Origin of the sequence: Agrobacterium rosae (genome assembly GCF_002915175.1) — a bacterium.
In the GTDB taxonomy this organism is placed as follows: domain Bacteria; phylum Pseudomonadota; class Alphaproteobacteria; order Rhizobiales; family Rhizobiaceae; genus Agrobacterium; species Agrobacterium rosae.
Window position 1 is genome coordinate 192,846 of sequence record NZ_NXEJ01000013.1, and the last position, 20,505, is coordinate 213,350.

The window sequence follows — 20,505 nt, forward strand, 5'->3', positions numbered from 1 at the left end:
AGAGCAATCGCAATATCACGTGAACAGTTTTGCGACCTGCTGCATATCGAGAGAGCCAAGACCGACATTTCGCTGCGTCAGATCCTGCAATATTTCGTCCGTCAGCTTGACGGCCTGCGCAATTTGTTCTGGCGTATGGTCGCTAGTCAAGAAGAACCGCAGACGCGCCATCCCTTCCTGCACGGCAGGATAGATGATGGGCAGCGCATTGATCCCCGCTTTTAGCAGCTCATTCGACAGCTGAACGGCGCGGAGAGAATCGCCCACGATAACCGGCACGACGGAATAACCGTCGCTCGGCCCCGTATCGAGGCCCGCCTGCTGTGCAAGCTGGAGAAACAGTTGTCCGTTTCGACGAAGTGAGGCCACGCGCTCCGGTTCTTGCTCCAGAACCAGAAGACTTGCGTGCGCTGCACTTGCCAGAGCCGGGGCAAGCCCGACGCTATAGACGAAGCCACCCGCCTGCGCCTTCAATATCTCGATGAGGGGCAGACTTCCGGCAACATAGCCACCGCAGCTGGATGCGGTTTTGGACAGAGTACCCATCCAGATATCCACGCTAGACGAGTCGAGGCCGAAATGTTCAAACGAGCCTCTACCGGTTTCACCCAGAACGCCGAGAGCATGGGCTTCATCCACCATCAGCCAGAAGCCGTATTTCGACCGAAGCCTGACCAGCTCAGGAAGATTGGCGATATCGCCATCCATCGAATACACACCCTCGACGATCACGAGAATGCGGTCGAAATCCCCTTCGATGCTGGATAGAATTTTCTCGAGATCGGCAGGGTCGTTATGCCGGAAAAAACGACGCGACGCGCCAGAGAGTTTGACGCCGGACAGAACGCTGTTGTGTATCAGCTCATCATGGATGACGAGATCCTTGGGACCGACGACGCAGCTGATGATAGTCGAATTTGTGAGATATCCGCTCACAAAACACACGGCTGCCTCGGTGCCATAGACGGAGGCAAGCTTCTGCTCGAGGATGGCGTGCAAGGGCCGTTCACCCGCAACAAGGCGGCTGGCGGATGCGGAAATGCCATAGTGGCTGATCGCCTCTGACGCAGCTTTCAGAACGTTCGGGTGCGTATTGGCACCGATATAGTCGTAGGATGCAAAATTGATGAGCTCGCGACCATCGATACGGGTGGTCGCACCGGCGGCACCCTGATGTGACCGGTAAAACGGGTTATCGACACCCGCAAGATCGCTGATGGCCTTTTGCGCGATGATCTTCTTGTATTCCGGCAGCTCATCAAAGCGTTTTGGCAGCTTTAAGAGATCGGGCGCGCGCCGGTTGATGCGCGCCATCCGGTTCTGGCCACTGGCACCCTGACGCTCGCGAAGAATGCCAACTAAGGCGGACTCGGACGTCGCGTCGCGCCGGTCATTCTGATCCGTGTCGTCAACCATTATGACCGATTTTTCTTTCCGAAACTGTCGCTGTATGTTTATCGGTGAGCTGTTCCACCAGCGATGTGCCGTTCACTGCATCGTCTGTGTCGTCAGAATTATCATTGGCGGTCACTTTTTCATACAGCTTTTGTACAATATCACCAACAGTCGCGCCATCTCCCATACCCGACAGTGGAATATCGATGCCGGTTTTCTGCTGGAAACCGACGCCCAGCTCCATTGCCATGAGACTGTCCAGACCGATGTCCTTCAAAACCTTGTCAGCCTTGACGCTGTCTTCTGCCACCTTCAGGATCGCAGCGATTTCACCCGCGAGGAAGCCATGCAGAATGGCGTGTGCCTCATCATTCGACTTGCCGGCCACCAACGCGGCTAGGTCGATCTGTTCACCGTCAACACCTGGAGAACCGCCTACAGCGTTGCGGGGAATGGCGGAAAAGAGCGGCTGCGATGTGATTGGCAGTGCCGCAGCGCTTGACCAATCCAGTTCCGCGATCATGACGGCAGCCTGATCGACCGCGCCCGTATCGTTCACGATGACGCGTTCGACGAAACCGAGAGCACCGCGCGCCTTTAGCGCGGTTTTCCCGAGACGACGAGACAGAATATCGCTGACATTGGAGTTGCGCGCCAGGAAGCCCGTATCGCCGATGGCACCGAAGCCGATGGCAAGTCCTGGCAGACCGGCACCTCGACGTTCACGTGCCAGTCCCTCGAGATAACCGTTCGCGGCGACGTAATTACCCTGACCGGGATTGCCGATCATCGTTGTTGCCGAAGAAAACAGGAGGAAGAGTTCCAGCTTGTCGGACCGTGTCAGGCGATCGAGGTTGCTTGCGCCCAAGGCCTTAACATCGATCACGGCGCGATTTTTCTCACGGTCAAGATTGGAAATCAGGCCATCATTCAACACCATGGCAGCGTGGACGACGCCTTTCACAGGCCCGTATGACCGAAGTTCCGTCAACAATGACTCGAGTGACGCTTCGACAGTGACGTCGCAGGCGTGAACGGTGGCCTTGATGCCAGATGCTTTCCAGGCCGCTATGGCGTCCAGCGTTTCAGAATCGGCCACGCCACCGCGTGTGGAAAGTGCGATATGGGTGGCACCTCGGCTGACGAGCCACTTTGCAGTCTCAAGACCAAACCCGCCAATACCGCCGACGACAAGATAGACTCCGGACGACAGTTTGAGCGCTTCGTGAGAGAACACCTGCACTTGATCCTGGCCCCTAATGGGAGGGCGCACGACGATCTTGCCGATGTGGCCTGCATTCTGCATTAGGCGGAATGCGGCACTCGTTTCATCGTAATTGAAGGCACGATATGGCAACGGCGTGAGTTTGCGCTCCGAGAACAATGTTCCGATGTCCGCAAATATACGTCGCGTTAGGTCAGGGGCTTTGACGAGCAACTGGTCCGCATCAATGCCGAAATAGGAGATGTTACGGCGGAACGGACGCAGCGCAAGCTTGCGATCCGAATAATAATCGCGCTTGCCAAGCTCCAGGAACCGACCGAACGGCTTCACGAGTTCGAAACTGCGCTCCATTGCTTCGGCAAAGAGCGAGTTCAGCACAAGCTCAACACCCTCCCCGTCCGTCACGCGCAGAACATTGCCGACGAAGGCAAGCGAACGGGAATCGAAGACGTGGTCAGCACCAAGCAGTGTCAGGAACCGGCGCTTCTCGACGGTACCCGCCGTTGCGATGACCTTGGCGCCCTTGAGCTTGGCAATCTGCAAGGCGGCAAGACCGACGCCGCCAGCAGCGCCGTGAATGAGGATCGTTTCTCCCTCACGGATGCGGCCCAGTTCCACCATCGCGTAATATGCCGTCAGAAAGGCAACGGGAACCGTGGCCGCTGCGGCAAGATCGATGCCGTGCGGCACCTTGGTGACTCCATCGCGGGCAACGACCATATGTGTCGAAAACGCCTTGGGACCAATGCCCATCACGTTATCGCCTATGGAAAGATCGGTCACAGCCAAGCCAACAGCGACGACTGTGCCAGCCATCTCCATTCCGATCGTCGCACCGGCAAAACCATCCTCCAGCGCCTCTTCGGGCAAGAGACCCATCGACCACATGACGTCGCGGAAATTGAGACCGGTTGCGGCGACTTTGACGACAATTTCGTCTGCGCCGGGAACAGGAACCTTATCCTGCGTCCAGACGATACTATCGACGCGACCGCTCGTTTGTTGCTGAATGGTCGCCGCTTCAAACGTTGTCGTTTTTCTAGCAGCATCGGAGACATAGCTTGGAACAGCACGGACCACCGACAACAGACCGGTCCTTGCGCTGCATACCCACTCCCGCTCAGGACCACTGTAAGCCAGTAGAGACATGACAGCGTTCGACGTCTGCACCTGAGAAAGTGCCGCATCCAACAGGAAGATATCGAGTTCTTCATATTCGTTCTGCAGCACTCTGGCGAATGTCCACAAGCCGCTTGAATTGGGATCGGCCAGATTGGATGCCGCAGGCGATCCACCGGTCGCAATGACCACCAGGCGGACCCGCGCACTGCCGTGTGCTCGTAAATGGTCTCGTGCCGCTTCAGCAAAGGCACTCAGTGTCAGAATAGCATCCTGAAGGCCGACCGAGTGAGCGCTTCCCGCGGAAAGCGCAAATATGACAGCGAGCGGATAGGATAGGCGTTCTGCAAACACCTGATCGAATGCAGCGCGCGCCTCGTCGGGCGGGCACAGCAGCGTTTTTGAGAAATCACCAGACAGGACAGGGTTATCGCCTTCTTTTTGCGTTACCTCGAACACCGATGCGAAAGACGACGCGCCGACATGGCCTGTGGTAGCTTTGGTGAATGTCGCAGCCTGTACCAGCAACAATCCACCCTCAGCGAAGTCAGATTGCTCAACAGCAGGCGTGCCAAAACCGCACTCTTTGAGAAGGTCTTCCCACTGGGTGGTGGACGCAAACAGGCCGGTCGGGAATTCCGCAGTCGTGCTCACGGAAAACCAGTTTTCCGTGAGGCCGAAAACAAAATCGGATAGAGCCGAAGATGAGGTTTCTGCGATTGCGACGCGACCAGCACTGGATGCAGCCGCCCGCAAAACGTCTTTTAATCCGCTATGCTGGCGGAAATGTCCATAAAGAGAACCGCTGGCGCTCACGACAACATCGGCGCGATCCAGTTGCGACACGTCATCGGGGGCAAGGCAGTCGACAGACGGATTGCGTTCAAACCCGATTTCAAGCGTGCGGCGGAGATGGTCGGAAGGTTCGACGATGACGAGACGGGCACCCTTCGAGGCACAAACATCCGCAAGGCGATTGCTGAACGCCATGGAGACGGCACCGGCTTCGACAATCGTGACGCCATCACCGGGAAAAACATCCATCAACGCAGCATTCACCGCATCAATGACAAGCTGTTCACGACGCCGTCCAAGTGCCGTATGGTGGCGCACATGGTCAAGGGTCGCGTCACTGAGGAAGGACGACGACTGGTCCGGCTCGCTATGCGAGCCTTTCGCCAGACGTTTAAGCGTTTCCCGATAAGCGTTGTTGATCAACACTGTTTCTGCAACGCGTTCCGGGAAGAGACGGTAGATTTCGTTCAACAGATCGCTGAGTGGTGGCAGGCCGCTGTCAGGCTGGATGGTCCAACCCGTATCGACGAATTGCGCGATCCCAGCATCTTCTAGAGTGTACAAGCCGCTGGAAAGGAAACATTGGAATTCGGTATCGCCAGGCAGCGACGACAAGAACACTGTCTGGTCTTTGCCCGCTATGAGCAGCGCGATATCGTGACAGGCCCGCTGAACAGCCGCGTCCAGAAGCAGCGTCGCTTCATCCGCCTGCGCCTTGGTAGCTTTAGCGAAAAGGCTAGCAGGCAAGGCAGCGACCGCTTGGGACGGCGTGTGGGACAAAATCTGCTGTCTTGCGACAGCCTCGTAATGGAAAGCGACCGTATCAAGCGTGCTGTGCTGCCGCAGCCAGGTACGACGGAAGCGGCAATCGTCCAGTGCGGCAACAAGGGTGCCGTCTTCAGCCAAGAGTTCTATACGGGCCTTCAGGCTGTTTGCGCTGAACCGCTGAATCTGAATGACTGCACTGACGATTGGTTGACCGGAAGACGCTGTTCGGACGGCTCCGAACCTCACTGGAATATAAGGTGCGCCATCGATTTCGCCCGTCAATGTACCAAAAAGTGCGACAAGTCCGTGGAAAGCAGCGTCGGTCGATACCGGGTCCATGCCGTAGCTGAGATATGGATGCACCGGGGACGCGGCCCGTCTCAGGTTGACGACAATGTGCCGATCACCAAAAACTTCGGCACGCTCAAGAAGTTGGAAGCATGGCGCATAGTCCAGCCCGAAGCTTCGCGCGGTTTCATAAGCTTGCACCGCAGAAATCGCCTGCGGCTTGCCGAGAGGCACAACGTTGAGTTCCGTCTTGCGGGAAAGCCCCACAGAACGACGACTGCGCGCTGTCACATGGATCGTCCAGCCGTCGTCGCTCATATATTCGCGAGATGCGATCTCGATCACCCCCGTCTCCGGGGATATGCGCGTCGAAAGCTCTGCCATCCGGTTGTCACGCAGCTCAAGTGGCCGGAAAATCTCCAAGTTGGTGATTTCCACTTCCGGGGTGCCATAATAGGCCCGTGCCGCCTGTACCGCGATTTCGATAAAGGCACTGCCCGGCATGATGGATTTTCCATCCACAACGTGACCGGCCAGATCAGGAAACAGCAGCGCGTCGATATGGTTTTTCCAGACAGACGCGTTTGGATCGGTGCGCCAACCAAGCAAAGTGTATGGTCCATCCGCTCCATCACGACCGAACACATTGATAGCGTCCGATGTCATATTTGGTCGATAGGTTGCGTTCTCGAAAGGCAATGGTGGTAAATCGATGCCGCTCATTCCCCGTGATCGCCCGGAAGTGTCGGCGACCTTTGCCCCATGGGAAATACCGCGCAGTGCTGACCGTTTTACTGGATCGACACCATTTGCTAGCCCCGGACGGGCGAGCGTCGGGAGAACCACGGCCGAAGCGGAACGTTTTTTAGCAGTTTCTGCGACATAGGTCGACAGGATCGGACGTGGAGAAATTTCCAAGAAAAGATTGCAACCTGCCTCAAGTGCGACATTGACTGCGGTTTCGAAGGCAATGGGTTCACGGACGTTCCGCCACCAATAGTTGGCATCCAGTTCCTCTCCATCGATTTCAGCCCCGGTGACAGTGGAAATGAATGTAACATGTCCGCTCTGAGGCGTAAGCAACGGAACCTCTTCAAGGAAAGCAGCTCTCTCCCCGTCGATCACTGGATGGTGGAAGGGGTAATTGATATCGAGAATGTGGACGGAGTTGCGCGTTGCCTGCGCGGCAGCCTTGAAGCCTCTTATCTCATCGACCGGGCCGGAAATCGTCACCGAATTATGGGCATTCGTTGCCGCGACCTTGATATTGTCGAGGCCGTGACGCTGCGCAAAGGCAACAGCTGATGGCTCCGACATTACCACCGCAGCCATCGTACCCATGCCCGCCAAAGCGTGCTGATGCTTGGATCGAATTGATACGATGGTCGTCGCGTCTTCAGCGCTTAGGATACCCGCTGCGTAGGCGGCGGCGACTTCGCCGACAGAGTGACCAAAGACGATATCCGGTTTCACGCCATAACTGACCAGGCAATCGGTCAGCGCCGCCTGCACTGCAAACAGCAACGGTTGGGCAATGCGTGTATCCCGTAGTTGTTGATCGAGGTCGTCTGCAAAGAGAAGCGCAGCAATGTCGATGCCAGCGCGCGCAGAGAAAAGCTGGCTGATATGATCAAACCTTGTTTTGAATTCTCCACTCTCACGATAAGCGTCGATGCCCATTCCGGCCCATTGCGAGCCATTACCGGCGTACACAAATGCCGTCTTGACCGCTTTGCCTGGAACTTCGCCAACCTGAAAGTCGGTATCGTGACCCTTATCGAAATAGGATGAAACAGCACTGGAAATATCCTCGGCGCTGTTACCTGCTGTTACAAACCGGTGTTTCAACAAAGAGCGATTACGGGTCGCAGAAATAATGTTGGCTTTTTGTGCGGTGGATGATGCCGCAAATCGTGCGTCATATTCTTCCAGCAATGTATGAAGAGCTGATTGCGTATGCGCGGAAAGGATGAACGTTCCCGCCTCGTCTGCAACACTTGCCTCAGCAACAGATGGTGGGTCCGAGATGACCACGTGCACGTTTGTGCCACCGAACCCGAATGAGTTGACGCCAACCATACGACGCTCAGCCCCTCGCTCAAGGGCTCGCCCAGCGCGGTTAACTTCGACATTTAGGTCATTGAAATCAATGTTCTGATTAAGAAGTTCTGCATGGAGAGACGCTGGTAAATAGTCGTTTTCCAACGACAACACCGCTTTTATCAGCCCAAGAATGCCTGAAGCGGGTTCCGCGTGTCCAATGTTGGACTTGATAGAACCGATAAGCAGCGGTTGCGACCGTACTTGTCCCAGAACGGAACCGATGGCCCAGAGCTCGGCGGGATCGCCGACCTTTGTACCGGTTCCATGACCCTCGATGAAAGCAAGCTGGCCCGGATCGATCCCGTTGTCGCTGTACACAGAGCGCAGGAGTTGCGCCTGAGCCTCACGTGACGGCAAAGATATACCATTCGTGCGCCCAGCCGAGTTCATTCCTGAGGCCACCAGCGTTGCACGACTTCGGCTTCCATCCCTCAGGGCGCGATCAGTACGTCGCAAGACGACGGCACCCGCACCTTCCGCACGGACGTAACCCTCACCATTGTCGCTATACGCCCGACATAGTCCTTCTGGAGAAAGCATACGGGCCTGCGAAAAGCCGATAAATGAGAAAGGATGCAACAGCAGATTCACGCCACCGACGATAGCGGTGTCAATTTCATCGTCACGCAAAGCGCGTTCAGCTTGATGTAGCGCCACCAGCGAAGACGAACACGCGGTATCAATCGTCATGCTTGGTCCGTTCAGGCCAAGGCTATGCGAGATTCGGTTTGAAATAATAGAGAGCGTGTTGCCCGTCATGAAATGAGGACCACCAGAGGCTGGGTCCTCTATCTGAAGATTGCCATTGTCCAAGGAAGACGCACCAATGTACACGCCGACTCGTTCTCTTTGCAGCTCGGCCTGCGAAATGGACGCATCTTCAAGCGCGCGCCAAACTGCCTGTAGCAGAATACGTTGCTGAGGATCCATGTAGGATGCTTCACGCGCGGAAATTCCGAATACAGCCGGATCGAAATCGTAAACGCCCGCCAAAATTCCTGCAGCGAACGTGTAGGCCTTGCCAGGCATCCCACGCGCTGGATGCCAGAAGCGGGCTTTCGACCAGCGCTCGTCCGGAATGGTACTGACGGCACAAATGCCCTGCCGCAAAAGCTCGAAGAGCTGATCAGCATCGCCTGCTGACGGCACCATGCAAGAACGGCCAAGAATCTCATACGTCATACATATCACTTAATCTCTAAAGGCATGCCCGTATTTCTCCAAGAACGGGTTAGCCATCCACATGTGTATCTTAAACGCCACCACAGGCTCCGTTTAAGTTTAGCCCCTTAGACCCGGAAACAAAAAAGGTTAGCAAATTTCCTGCACATCACATACTCCTTCGAACCAGGATAGTTCCATGCCAAACTTTCTGGTTGCAGAAAAGCTTTTTTATGGACTATCGGAGAGCACGCTAGCCATCTTTAACACTTTGTTGCTAATGGGTGGGTGCGTGCGAATTTTGCGTGACGGGGTGACTGTGAAGAAGGCTGGATTTTTATTGATTGGGCTTGGCTTAACCTCCTGCAACAATCTACCTGGTGACGGCCCCCTTGCATCTGACGTTTTGGAGCAATCCAGGCAGTCGATCAATCAACCTGGGTCACGACAGAATGTTGTGTTCGATATCGTTGATATCGACGTGAATTCGGCAACTCTCATTTCTGCCTTTGATGGAAAATTGCTGCAAAGCAGGTTTGGGATAGGCGGTTCCGTCAAGCGTCCTGTCATTGGTATCGGCGACCAGCTCAAAATCACCATATTCGAGGCGGGATCGGATGGATTGTTTTCCACAGGTGACTCCAAGCAAACGACATTGGACATCGTGGTTCAACCAGATGGAAAAGCCGCGATACCCTATGTCGGTCTCGTTTCTTTTGCCGGAAAGACACTAGAACAGGCCCGCCAAACAATCCTCGGTGCCTTGAAAAGCAAGGCCGTTGAACCGGACGTGATAATCAACAGTGCCGCAACTGCATCCCGAAATGTTACTGTTTCTGGTGCTGTCAATAGTCCAGCTGTCGTCCCACTCAATCTCGTCGCAGAGACTATTATGGAAGTTATCGCCAAGGCGGGTGGCCCGAGCGCTCAACCCTATGAGAGCTACGTCACTTTAACACGACAGGGAAAGACTGGAACGGTTCTACTCAAAACCCTCCTTCAGAACCCGCGTGAAAATGTCTACCTCCAGCCAGGCGATCAGATTTTCGTGACGCGTGAACCACGAACCTTCACCGTCCTTGGTTCTGTCAAAAGCAATAGCCGCATCGAGTTTGGCGCTAATGACTTGAATCTGCTTGAAGCAGTAGCGCTGGCGGGCGGTGGCTCCTCTGAAACCAGTGATATGAAGGGCTATTTTGTATTCCGTTACGAGGAGCCTGACATCGTGATGGATCTCCTCGGCTCGCAGCGTTTCAATGAGCTGACAAAGAAAGGTATGCGCACTGATAAACTCGGGCGCTATCCAATCGTCTATCGTTTCGACATGACAAGAGCGGGCAGTATGCTCACTGGTCAAAACTTCGATATCAAGGCGCGAGACGTTATTTATGCGTCACGTCATCCATCCGTTGATTTTACCCGATTCGTTACCATCATCGGGCAACCTATCAGCATTGTTTCAGGCGGTGCTGGCGTCTACAACAACTTCAACAATTGAGTTTGGCAGCGCAAGGGCGTCTGGGCTCTTAATCAGCCACGAAGGCCAAACCAACTGCGGATGGTCTGAATGATGTATCGACGTATTGAAAAAGGTTGTACGCCAATTTTGCTGTAACCGGCCGACGTTAGGTAGAAGTGCTTTATCCCTTCTCGTTCCCGATAGCGCATGTATCCCATGTTGAGGGCGACCACGATGGCAGGTGTCATTGTGGATTCCCATGAGATATCCCCGGCAGGTACGTCCTCCGCACCGGCCTCAAACAGTCGCATCAAAACATCTTTCAGATCTTCACCCACTGCGACAGGGTACAGAAACTGAACGTTGAGTGAAAGCCGAATGTTCGTATCTTACGAAGTGACATCGTTTCCGTGTTCTGCGAGTGAAATCCTGTGCTTCGCAGTTGTTTTCTCTTAAAGAACCACAGGCTGCCAATCCCGTGCAGCAGCATATTGTCGCAGAATGACGACAGGCATAGGGTTGAGGTGGGATGACTGACGACATGGCAGCAGCCGAAAACAAGTGGCAGAGAGCGAAGAGCGCAGCCCTCCATGCATTTTCTGACCGCCCTGTTGCAATACGCATCATCGCAAAACCACACCCGACCAGACGAGTCTGCATTATTCACCTCCACAGAACTGACCGTGTTCCTGGAATTCTCGTCCGATCGTTGCTAATGGATAAGGCGGGAAAGGGCATGTTCTACGGATGGATGCCGGTCGGCTTGGAGGCGATTTCGCTCGATTTGAAAAACGAGCGGGGTGAGACGGAGCCTGTGCAATTCACGGTCCGTGGTTTAACGCTCTTGGAGATGGTCGCGCGGATCGTCGTTCATGACCCGAAGGCGACGGTTCAACTGCTTCGCCTGCTGGCAGTTGGGAATATAAGGGGTTTTCAGTTTCGAGTGGTGCGACTGTGTGACGGCTTGAATGAACCGAGCTACGCAGATTGGAGGAGCGTTCACAGGTATGCGCGCCCCTCTGTGCCACACCAAGATACCAGTCTGGTTGTGCCAGAGGTCCTTGTTTCGATCGTCGGCGATCCTACGCTTGCGACAGCAACCAGACATTCGCTCAGTTTGCAAAGCTATCGACATCTGACGGAGGTCGCCGTCTCACAGCTGACGTCCGATCGGGATATGCGCGCGTCGGGTAAAATATGGATCTGTCTGCCTGCCGGTTTCACGCTTGACGAGGATGCCGTGGAAAGCCTCACGCGTCCCTTGATCGATAACTCCGACATCGTCGGTGCTTACTGCGACGAGGACAGAATAGACGGGAATGGGCGGCTGGTTGAGCCGTTTTTCAAACCCGCGTGGAACGCACCTCTTGCGAAGTCAGGTTGGCTGGCACCGGATGGGGCTGCCATTCGGCTTTCCAGCCTGTCGGACATCGGAAGCCTGGGCACTACGTCAGCGGGTGATCTTTTGCTCGCCGCGGCCCGTCATGGCGACATTGCGCATGTGCCTGTCCCACTGTTGCATCGACCGGCGAAAAGACTGCCCGCTAGCGTTGAAAAGCCGGGTTTGAACAAAGGCCCCTTGCGAGTAAGCGTCGTCATTCCGACACGCGACCGGGCCGACCTACTCTCGGTCTGCCTCGAGGGTCTCTTTGCCAAAACGACCTGTGATGAATTGGATGTGATCGTGATCGACAATGACAGCCGGGAACAAGCGACACTTGACCTGTTTTCTGGGTATGGATCACGAATACGCAAGATTACGATGCCTGGTGCCTTCAATTTCGCGAAGGCATGCAATCTCGGCGTCGCTCAAGCCCGGCACGAGTTGATCCTGTTGTTGAACAATGACGTTACCCCGCTGCATCGCGAGTGGCTGCAACGCATGGCGGTCGAGCTGGAAGACGATTGTGTCGGGGCCTGCGGCCCTCTCCTTCTCTTTCCAGATGGTTTTACCCAGCATGCCGGCGTTACCATAGGCGCTGGTTCAGTGGCACGTCATAGCTTCCACTTCCGTCATCCCTCAGCCAACGAGGACGAGCAACTGATATCTCAAAGACGTGAGATCAGCGCCGTGACCGCGGCATGTCTTTTGACGCGAAAAATTCTGTGGAGTGACGTCGGCGGCATGAATGAAGAAAATCTGGCGGTAGCATTCAACGACGTCGACTACTGCCTGAAAGTTCGTGAAAGTGGAAACAAGATCATCTGGACGCCGCACGCCCGGCTTACTCACCTTGAATCGGTGTCTCGAAAAGCCGATGATACACCTGAGAAACTGAGGCGCTTCGCAAAAGAAGAAAAATACATGCATGAGCGCTGGGGAAAGGTGTTGTTGAACGACCCCTATTATAATCCGAACCTGTCACTTTCTGCGGGAGATTTTGTGTTGGATGCGTTGCCAAGGGACTTGTCTCCCCGTCTGGCAGATGCTGCCAGGCAAGCAAACTGATGACTCACACTGAACCAATGCGGTCTTATTTCGCAAATCTTCTGCCGCAACCGCGCCTGCGCGCCGGTGGCAACAATGCTCCGCGCAAGGAGATCAAGAGGGTCATCCTCTTTGGCCGCCACCCCAATCCAACAGCCGATTATTATTTCTCGGCCCGTCTGTCGTCAGCCTATGGGTCGGACTTTCATCTTGCCGATATCAGAAACGTGGATTTCAAAAAAATTGATCCAGACGGCGCTTTTGTCATTGTCTGCAGATACGCTTCGTCCCGGGTCCTCGACTGGATATCAGAGCATCAAGAGAAATTGGCCGGCGTCGGTTTGTTTTTGGACGACAATATCCCTGCCATTATCACCGGAGAGGATGCGAGCATAGCCTATCGCCTCTTCCTGTTTTACCGGGCACTTTTGCCGCTCCGGCGGTTAAACCGGCATCTTGACACTGTTTGGGTCTCTACACCCAAGCTTGCCGCGTGCCTTGCTGATGTCGAAGCGGTAATTCTGCCCCCCTCACCTCCAGAAAACCTTTGGAGGACGACGCGTTCCAGTGATGCCGGACAAGACATTCTGATTGCTTACCACGCCACCTCTGTCCACTATTCAGAGCATCTTTTCCTGCGTCCCGTGATTGCCGATGTTCTGGCACGACGACCCCAGGCGAAATTCGAAGTATTTGCAGGCAAAATGGCTGCGCGTATCTGGGAGGGTATGGAAAGGACTGTTGTGCGGACGCCAACATCTTGGAGCGAATATGTTGAAGAAACGATAGAACGACGGATCGACATCATGCTCGTTCCATTGACACCCTCTCTTGTTAACGATTGCCGGGCACCAACAAAAAGGATCGATGTTGCGAGAACTGGAGCGGCTGGCGTTTTTTCCGCCTGTGAGGCCTATGGGTTCCCAGATGGAGGTGACGAAATCCTTTTGCCAAACGATCCTAAGGCATGGGTTGAGGCAATTATCTCGCTCCTGGATAGACCAGACTTGCGGACCGAGACAGCAATGGCAACCCGCAATCTTGTCGAGGCCATGGTTCCCACCTCTCTCTGGAAAACCTAAAAATCTTCCGACACACACAGGTTACAAGGCTTGCGGTTGGGTCAGTCAAAACACCGCAATTTGCTTCTTCTAACTCGCTTGCATCGACTTGACTGACGAAGCATCAATGGTTCGCTCCCTAGCAGGCCGTTACTGAGAAAAACCTCGTCTTTTTTTGCGCGTGGGCTCACGACGACGCCGACAAACCCTATTTTTGTATCCGACATGGTCAATGACAAGCATTCTCACAAACACCTCCGCAGCAACGGCGCTGCAAACGTTGCGGACAGTCTCCGGCGCACTGGAGAAGACCCGTGCCGAGACCTCTTCAGGCTTCCGCGTTGAGGCTGCATCAGACGGCGTTGCTTATCGGTCGATCGCGACCACCATGCGCTCGGACAGCAAAGCGCTCTCCGCTGTACACGACGCCTTCGGTCTCACCGCTGCAAATGTCGATGTGGCTTATACGGGAATGGAGGGTGCCGTTGATCTCGTGTCAGAGTTCAAGGCCGCATTGGTGTTGGCCAAGGAACCTTCTGTCGACAGGGAAAAGATCGACGCGCGTCTGGCCGGAGCTTCCGCGGTTTTCCAACCAGATGCTGCGTTATCAACGAATGCCAACAGGACTGGTACACGAAATCGGCCTGCCAGCGCATCGGGCGATGCCTGACGCCTACGTTACGGCTCATCATCTCCGCGACATGTTGAACCAAACCTCGCTTGAGGATTGCCTGGCATGGAGCAGCGAACCCGGCCTTCTGCCACGCGTACCTGCCGGACCAGATCGAGGAAAACCCTGGATCGCATTAGCCTCGAAGCTCTTAATGCGTTTATCGCAGATAGGGATGTGGACGTGCGCCTCAGCGCACAGACTGAACTGGCCCGTCGGAATGACGACAAGCCATCTCAGGATGCGGAACCAGCGCAACGGACGCTTGGATTCGAATGAGCAAGAGGTATCCGGACACGCCCGATGGTCGATACTTCGTCGTAAAAGAACGGCTGTGGCGTCGCAGCAATCCTGCACTTGATGAATTAACTCGTGCGGCACTGGTCAAGGATTTGATGGCTGCACGCCGGGCGGTTCGCGACGCATCGGCAGGATCGCCAGAGATGAAAGAAGCCCGCGAGAAAGTGGATGCAGCCAAGGTCGCGCTTGGTGAACGCGGCCCTGTCTGGTGGAATGACGGCGCACCGGATTTCAATCGCCATTTGGCCAGGAACACTCCATACGCAGCCTGGTTCAAACAGTCGGAAATGGACTGAGATGTCATGGCACCTAGAATACGAAAATCTAACCCGCTGAGCGAAGGACAAAGAGATGGAATTTGATCTGGCGCGGTTCATCAAAGCGCAACAAGACACGTACGAAAAAGCCTTGCAGGAGTTAAGCGACGGACAGAAGAAGTCTCACTGGATGTGGTTCATCTTTCCGCAAATCCACGGACTTGGTCGATCGGAAACTGCCCGCTTTTACGCGATCTCTGGACGTTCTGAAGCCGAAGCCTACCTCAACCATCCTGTTTTAGGAGCCCGTTTGGAGGAGTGTACGTGCGCCATGCTCAGCCATCCCCGCCTCAGTGCACACGACATTCTTGGCTCTCCCGATGACCTCAAGTTTCATTCCAGCATGACGTTATTTGGCATCGCTGCCCAGAGTGGTTCGTCATTCGAGACCGCCCTTCACGTTTTTTATGGAGGTGAAGGCGATCAAGCCACGCTTTCAGCGTTGAAAAACGATGGATGATCAGACGCTTACCGACTTTTGCAAAAGTCAGACTTAAACTGGAATTCGGCCGCGTGAATTAGCTTCCGCGTAAAGCTATTTCAGGGGTGTCGCGGTGCCCAAACCTAAATTCCGATACGTCAAGGATGCATTTTTGCTCCCTTTACGATCTTATCGACCACCTTCTTTTCGGCTCTAAGTGCCAGTCCTACCAGTTTCGAATTGTCTGGGCCGAACTGGGCGAACACCTCCCTGTTGGCGGCGTCGTGCCCTGTTGAAAACATCTCCTCGATATAAGCCGAGGCTGTAACGTCGCGGTCGAGAACCCGCCTATGAATCGTGCGCAGCGTATCCTGATCCGCGGCGAGGACCACGATTGGCTGGATCGTCATGGGATTGTAGACATGACCAACCGCATCCCGATATGGTTCGCCGATGATGGCTGGTGTCTGGGCAACGATGCCGCTGGTCAGGAAGGCGGTGACGTTCAACTTCTGCCAGGTTGCGAGGTCATTGCGGATAACGATTGCGATCTTGGTGTCGAACATGCGGTTGAACTCCATTCAGGGTATCGAGGGAAAAGAAGACCTAGCTCCGAGCAAGGCGGGCGGTCTTGAACGTTCGTGCAAAGTCGGATTTGCCGACGGCATGCGTATCGCTGCGCCCTCTCATGGTGTTGAGCGGATTGAAGCCCGGTTTCATGGCAACGCATTTTCGCCGCATCGTCACGACACCTACGCGTTAGGGCTGACGCTCCACGGCGTACAGACATTCCGCTATCGCGGGACCGAGCGTTTCAGCAGCCCCGGAAACGTGATCGTGCTGCATCCCGATGAGCTGCATGATGGCGCTGCAGGTACCGAGGATGGGTTGATCTATCGGATGATCTATCTGCCTCCCGACCTGATTGGCGCAGTCAATGGTTACAGTCGCGCCCTTCCATTCGTTCCCGATCCGGTCGTTGCCGACATCGGACTCTGGCAGGCACTGGCAGAGATTCTTTCCGATCTGAGCGAGGAACCAAGTGACCTGATCATGGACGACGTCGTGATGCGGCTGGCATCGGGTCTTTCTCGCAAAGCAGGTGCGCCGCCCAAAAGCATCACCAAGTCGGCGCGGTCGGCTGTTCTCCGTGCCCGCGACTTCATCGAAGGGCATTGCAACGATATCGTGCGCTCAGAAGCACTGGAAGCTGCGTCTGGGTTGGACCGTTACGAACTGGCCAGACAGTTTCGCAGAATGCTGGGTACCAGCCCGCATCGATACCTCATCATGCGCAAACTCGAACTGGCGAAAAGGTCTATTGTCAGTGGGAACGGGTTGGCGCAGTCGGCAGCAGATGCGGGTTTTGCTGACCAGGCACATTTTACCCGCCATTTCCGCAAAGCTTTCGGTATGACGCCAGGTCACTGGCTGGCAATGCGTTCTGCAAGCTCTGGCTAAGTTTGATTGTGTTCGAACTGCCACCGGACGCGATACAAGTTTATTGAAGGACGGTCGCGGGCGAATACTATCCGCCCGCTTATGCATCATGCTGCATCGATTACGGGATAGTCCGTATAACCTTCAGCGCCGCCGCCTGCATAAAAGAGAGCAGGTCTCACGTCATTGAGCCGGGCGCCGGTCCTGAGGCGCGGCACAAGATCGGGGTTGGCGAGCGCCATGACGCCCAGCGCCTCAATATCGGCAAGTCCCGCGGCCACATCGGCACCGATCTGTTCACGCAAACGACCGGGGCGGTTGAGGACCAGAGGGCCATCGAAAGAGCGGCGGATATCTTCTAAAAGCGAATCTGTGCGGGCATAGAGGATGTGAATATAGGCCAAACCCATCTTGCCGAATTCAACAGCGAGATACCGGTAAAGATCGTCATTGTCCTGAGCTTCGGCGATGCCACCCGTCGGAACACCGGGAGAGAGGCGAATGGCGGTTTTCTGTGGGCCGATGGCATCAACGACCGCACGGACGACATCAATTGCAAAGCGCGCCCGGTTTTTCAACGTGCCGCCGTACTCATCGGTGCGATGGTTGCTGTCCGGGGCGAGGAACTGGTGTACCAGATAGCCGTTCGCACCGTGGATTTCGACGCCATCTGCACCGGCTTCGATAGCGCGCTTTGCGGCATAAGCAAAATCCGCAATCGTATGCTGGACTTCCTCCGTCTCCAATGCGCGAGGTTGTGGCACCGGCTGCATCCCGCCCATCGTGAACATGAAATCTCCGGACGCGATTGCGGAAGGAGCAACGGGCTGGCGATGATGCGGCGTGTTATCAGGGTGAGACCGTCTGCCAACATGCATGAGCTGTATGAAAAGGCGCCCATCTGCTGCATGGACGGCGTCAGTGACCTTCCGCCAGCCAGCGACGTGCTCGTCAGTGTAAATACCAGGGGTCGCCAGGTATCCTTGGCCATCGTCAGACGGCTGGGTTCCTTCGCTAATCAGTAGCCCGAGCGATGCTCGCTGTGCGTAATATTCCGGCGCGAGGTCTCCGGGTGTTCCGTCAAGCTTGGCGCGGCTGCGGGTCATCGGTGCCATGGCCAGACGATGCGGCAGGGTAATCCCGCCAAGTGTGAATGGGCTCCAGATATCGGTCATCAGATTCTCCGGTGAAAGGTGTAGGGGTAGCTGGCGAGCCTCCTCGCCAGTTGCGGTTCAGTAATTTGGCTTGGCTGTCCGTCGGTCTTGTTAGCTGGCCGAAGCAAGACTCTCCGCAAACTCACGGTAGCTGTGCAGCGGGCGCTTCAGCATCGCCACAAGCCGTTCGACATCGCCTTCATTCGGGATCATGCCGTCGGTGACGTAGCGTTCTGCCATCAAACGCATTTCATAAGCGGTCCACTTCGGCATAAAGCTCGCCATGTTCTGTTCGAAACCCCCCGGATCATCACCGCCATAGACGATATCGCGACCCAGGACCTCGGACCAGATTGCAGCAACATTGGGTCCCGTAAGCGTGTCGGGACCGACAAGATTGATCGTTTCGACTGGCAAGAGTTCGGAGGCCTGATCTCGGCGGATCAGTTCGATTGCAGCGACCTCGGCAATATCGCGCGCATCAACCATTGCAACGCCCTTGGAGCCGATCGGCATCGGATATACGCCGTGATTGAGAACGACATCCTTGATCATTATCTCGTTGTCGATGAAGTAGGTCGGGCGCAGGATCGTGGCGCTGAATCCCATCTCGCTCAGCATACGTTCGCCACCCGCCTTCACCGCAAAATGCGGGACGTTGACGGAGTTTTCGGCGTTGAACACCGAGAGATAAACGACGCGTTCGACACCCGCCTCTTTGGCAATGTTGAGGGTGATGAGAGCCTGAGTGAACTCGTCGCCCGTGACAGCATTGAGAAGGAACAAGGTGCGGACACCTTTGAATGCATCGCGAAGAGCATCGAGGTCGAGCAATTCGCTCTGGGCAATCTCGACGCCCTCCGGAAAGTTTGCCTTCGCGGCGTCGCGCGTCAGAACACGAATCTTGGCGTTGCGTTCAATGAGTTGGTTTACGACGTGGCGGCCAACACGGCCGCTGGCACCGATTACGAGAATGGTCATGAATGTAGCTCCTTGTGAGGCCGCTAGGGCGCTGTTGACATCTCCAAAGTTAGATGATCCAAATTTCCTCAAATAGACAGAATTTCTGGACGCATCGTCTCACAGGTGGAACACATGGATTTGCTCGCACTGGCGGATTTCAACCTTGTTGCTAGGCATGGCGGGTTCGGCAAAGCAGCGCGCCACGCCGGGCGGCCGAAAGCCACACTATCCCGACGCGTGGCCGATCTTGAGGCGAGCCTGGGTCTTCGGCTCTTCGAGCGCGGCGCACGAGACCTCAAATTGACGGAAGAAGGTCGAGCCCTCTTCGAGCGGACCACGCAACTGCTGACGGAGCTGGAAGAAACGGCAACTGCTATCGCATCAGGGGGTCAATCGCCACGTGGACGTTTGCGCATCAGCGCCCCGCTCATGTTTGCACAGGCAGCCTTGGGAAAGCTGGCTGCTGGATTTGTGCTGAGATATCCCGAGATGCGGGTCGAGATCGTCGTGGAAGATCGCGCCGTGGATATGATTGAGGAGGCTTACGATCTTGTCATCCGCGTCAATCCTCAACCCGATGTCAACCTCGTTGGTCGGGCTTTTCTTCGTGACCGACAGGTCGTTGTTGCTGCTCCAGGCCTCGCCTGGCCGGAGCCGGATAAGGGAGTGCCATCAGTGGTTCGCAGCTTGGTCGGCAGGCCAGACACTTGGAATGTGGTGACGGGTTCAGGGCCTGCCAAGCTTGCGACCAAGCCGGTGCTTGGTATGTCGTCGAACACGATGCTGCGGGATGCGGTCTTGATGGGTGCGGGCGTCGCACGGCTGCCGCTTTCTTTGGTCAGCAAAGACATCGCCTCCGGTCGTCTCCATCACTGGGGCGATGTCGAGGGTGCCGAAACGGCACTTTGGGCGCTTTACCCTTCGCGGCGTCTGCTCAGCGCGCGTGTATCAGCCTTTCTCGATTATCTTAAAGAAGCCTTTCCGCAAGGAACGCCGGAAGAACTCGCCGCCTATTTGAGCTGACGTAGAGCGTCTACACTGTACGGCCTCCAAGCGGCCTCAAGCCTATCAGAGACGAGGTTTAAGCGCTGGTGCGCGCCCAGAATCGCCTGAGTTCGGTTCGCCCCTCGGTTCTATCAAGAGAACCTTCACCTCGTCTCTAGCCCGTGGTCGATGCACCACGCCCTTGGGAACGACAATCATCTCGCCGGCTTTCACGGTTCGAGACGGCTCGCCTTCGATGTCGAGCTCCATCTCTCCCTCCAACACAAGGAAGAAATCATCAGTCGTGTCATGCTTGTGGAACGGATATTCGCCCTTGAACTTCACGACCATCACATCGTTCTCGTTGTAATCGGCGATCACATGCGGATCCCAGTGACCTGAAAACAGGCTAAGCTTCTCGTCGAGATTGATGGATTCCATTTGCTATCCTTTG

General features: G+C 55.5%; 15 protein-coding genes. 8 read left to right on the forward strand and 7 right to left on the reverse strand.

All coding sequences use genetic code 11. The annotated features are described in order from the left end of the window. Window positions 1–15: 15 nt before the first annotated feature. Entirely contained in the window at window positions 16–1,416 is a 1,401-nt protein-coding gene (locus CPJ18_RS25400; protein WP_103660369.1) for an aminotransferase class I/II-fold pyridoxal phosphate-dependent enzyme, read from the reverse strand. After that, window positions 1,409–8,875 carry a type I polyketide synthase gene (locus CPJ18_RS25405; protein WP_103660370.1) on the reverse strand — a complete coding sequence of 2,489 codons (7,467 nt, stop codon included), beginning with the start codon at window positions 8,873–8,875 and terminating at the stop codon, window positions 1,409–1,411. Before CPJ18_RS25405 ends, CPJ18_RS25400 begins: the two co-directional genes overlap by 8 nt. Before the next feature lie 298 nt (window positions 8,876–9,173). Here CPJ18_RS25405 and CPJ18_RS25410 point away from each other — a divergent pair, with 298 nt between their 5' ends. Next, window positions 9,174–10,352, forward strand: a complete 1,179-nt coding sequence (locus CPJ18_RS25410) for a polysaccharide biosynthesis/export family protein (protein ID WP_425353167.1) — start codon at window positions 9,174–9,176, stop codon at window positions 10,350–10,352. Window positions 10,353–10,384: 32 nt separating this feature from the next. Here CPJ18_RS25410 and CPJ18_RS26950 read toward each other — a convergent pair whose 3' ends face one another. Beyond that, the gene (locus CPJ18_RS26950) at window positions 10,385–10,561 is read right to left on the reverse strand and encodes a hypothetical protein (protein ID WP_159442803.1); all 177 of its coding nucleotides are present in this window, start codon (window positions 10,559–10,561) and stop codon (window positions 10,385–10,387) included. Between the two features lie 293 nt (window positions 10,562–10,854). Between CPJ18_RS26950 and CPJ18_RS25420 the strand changes: the two genes are divergently transcribed. The 5 genes from CPJ18_RS25420 (at window position 10,855) to CPJ18_RS25445 (ending at window position 15,549) form a co-directional block, all read left to right on the forward strand. Further along, a complete protein-coding gene (locus tag CPJ18_RS25420) occupies window positions 10,855–12,762 on the forward strand; it encodes a glycosyltransferase family 2 protein (protein WP_167397982.1) in 1,908 nt (635 codons plus the stop codon). Further along, entirely contained in the window at window positions 12,762–13,823 is a 1,062-nt protein-coding gene (locus CPJ18_RS25425; protein ID WP_146258728.1) for a glycosyltransferase family 4 protein, read from the forward strand. Before CPJ18_RS25420 ends, CPJ18_RS25425 begins: the two co-directional genes overlap by 1 nt. A 211-nt stretch (window positions 13,824–14,034) precedes the next feature. Then, entirely contained in the window at window positions 14,035–14,472 is a 438-nt protein-coding gene (locus tag CPJ18_RS25430) for a flagellin N-terminal helical domain-containing protein (RefSeq protein WP_103660374.1), read from the forward strand. Between the two features lie 275 nt (window positions 14,473–14,747). Next, window positions 14,748–15,068 (forward strand): hypothetical protein, encoded by a 321-nt coding sequence (locus CPJ18_RS25440; protein ID WP_077122385.1) that lies wholly within the window; start codon window positions 14,748–14,750, stop codon window positions 15,066–15,068. A 55-nt stretch (window positions 15,069–15,123) separates the two neighbouring features. Continuing rightward, window positions 15,124–15,549 (forward strand): DUF1810 domain-containing protein, encoded by a 426-nt coding sequence (locus CPJ18_RS25445; RefSeq protein WP_077122384.1) that lies wholly within the window; start codon window positions 15,124–15,126, stop codon window positions 15,547–15,549. 119 nt (window positions 15,550–15,668) lie between these two features. Here CPJ18_RS25445 and CPJ18_RS25450 read toward each other — a convergent pair whose 3' ends face one another. After that, complete coding sequence (locus CPJ18_RS25450; RefSeq protein WP_062588850.1) at window positions 15,669–16,076, reverse strand: DUF2000 family protein; 408 nt, start codon at window positions 16,074–16,076, stop codon at window positions 15,669–15,671. Between CPJ18_RS25450 and CPJ18_RS25455 the strand changes: the two genes are divergently transcribed. Further along, on the forward strand, window positions 16,075–16,971 hold the full coding sequence (locus CPJ18_RS25455; RefSeq protein WP_103660375.1) for an AraC family transcriptional regulator: 897 nt from the start codon (window positions 16,075–16,077) through the stop codon (window positions 16,969–16,971). The two genes, CPJ18_RS25450 and CPJ18_RS25455, sit on opposite strands and share 2 nt — an antisense overlap. Window positions 16,972–17,057: 86 nt before the next feature. Here CPJ18_RS25455 and CPJ18_RS25460 read toward each other — a convergent pair whose 3' ends face one another. Further along, window positions 17,058–18,125, reverse strand: coding sequence for an alkene reductase (locus CPJ18_RS25460; RefSeq protein ID WP_103660376.1), 1,068 nt, complete (start codon window positions 18,123–18,125; stop codon window positions 17,058–17,060). A gap of 90 nt (window positions 18,126–18,215) precedes the next feature. Further along, window positions 18,216–19,085 (reverse strand): SDR family oxidoreductase, encoded by an 870-nt coding sequence (locus CPJ18_RS25465; protein WP_103660377.1) that lies wholly within the window; start codon window positions 19,083–19,085, stop codon window positions 18,216–18,218. Window positions 19,086–19,199: 114 nt separating this feature from the next. On the opposite strand from CPJ18_RS25465, the gene CPJ18_RS25470 reads away from it, so the two are divergent. Continuing rightward, window positions 19,200–20,090: a LysR family transcriptional regulator gene (locus CPJ18_RS25470; RefSeq protein WP_077106602.1), complete on the forward strand. Its 891-nt coding sequence runs from the start codon at window positions 19,200–19,202 to the stop codon at window positions 20,088–20,090. Window positions 20,091–20,135: 45 nt separating this feature from the next. Here CPJ18_RS25470 and CPJ18_RS25475 read toward each other — a convergent pair whose 3' ends face one another. Further along, window positions 20,136–20,492, reverse strand: coding sequence for a cupin domain-containing protein (locus CPJ18_RS25475; protein ID WP_077106603.1), 357 nt, complete (start codon window positions 20,490–20,492; stop codon window positions 20,136–20,138). Window positions 20,493–20,505 lie beyond the last annotated feature (13 nt).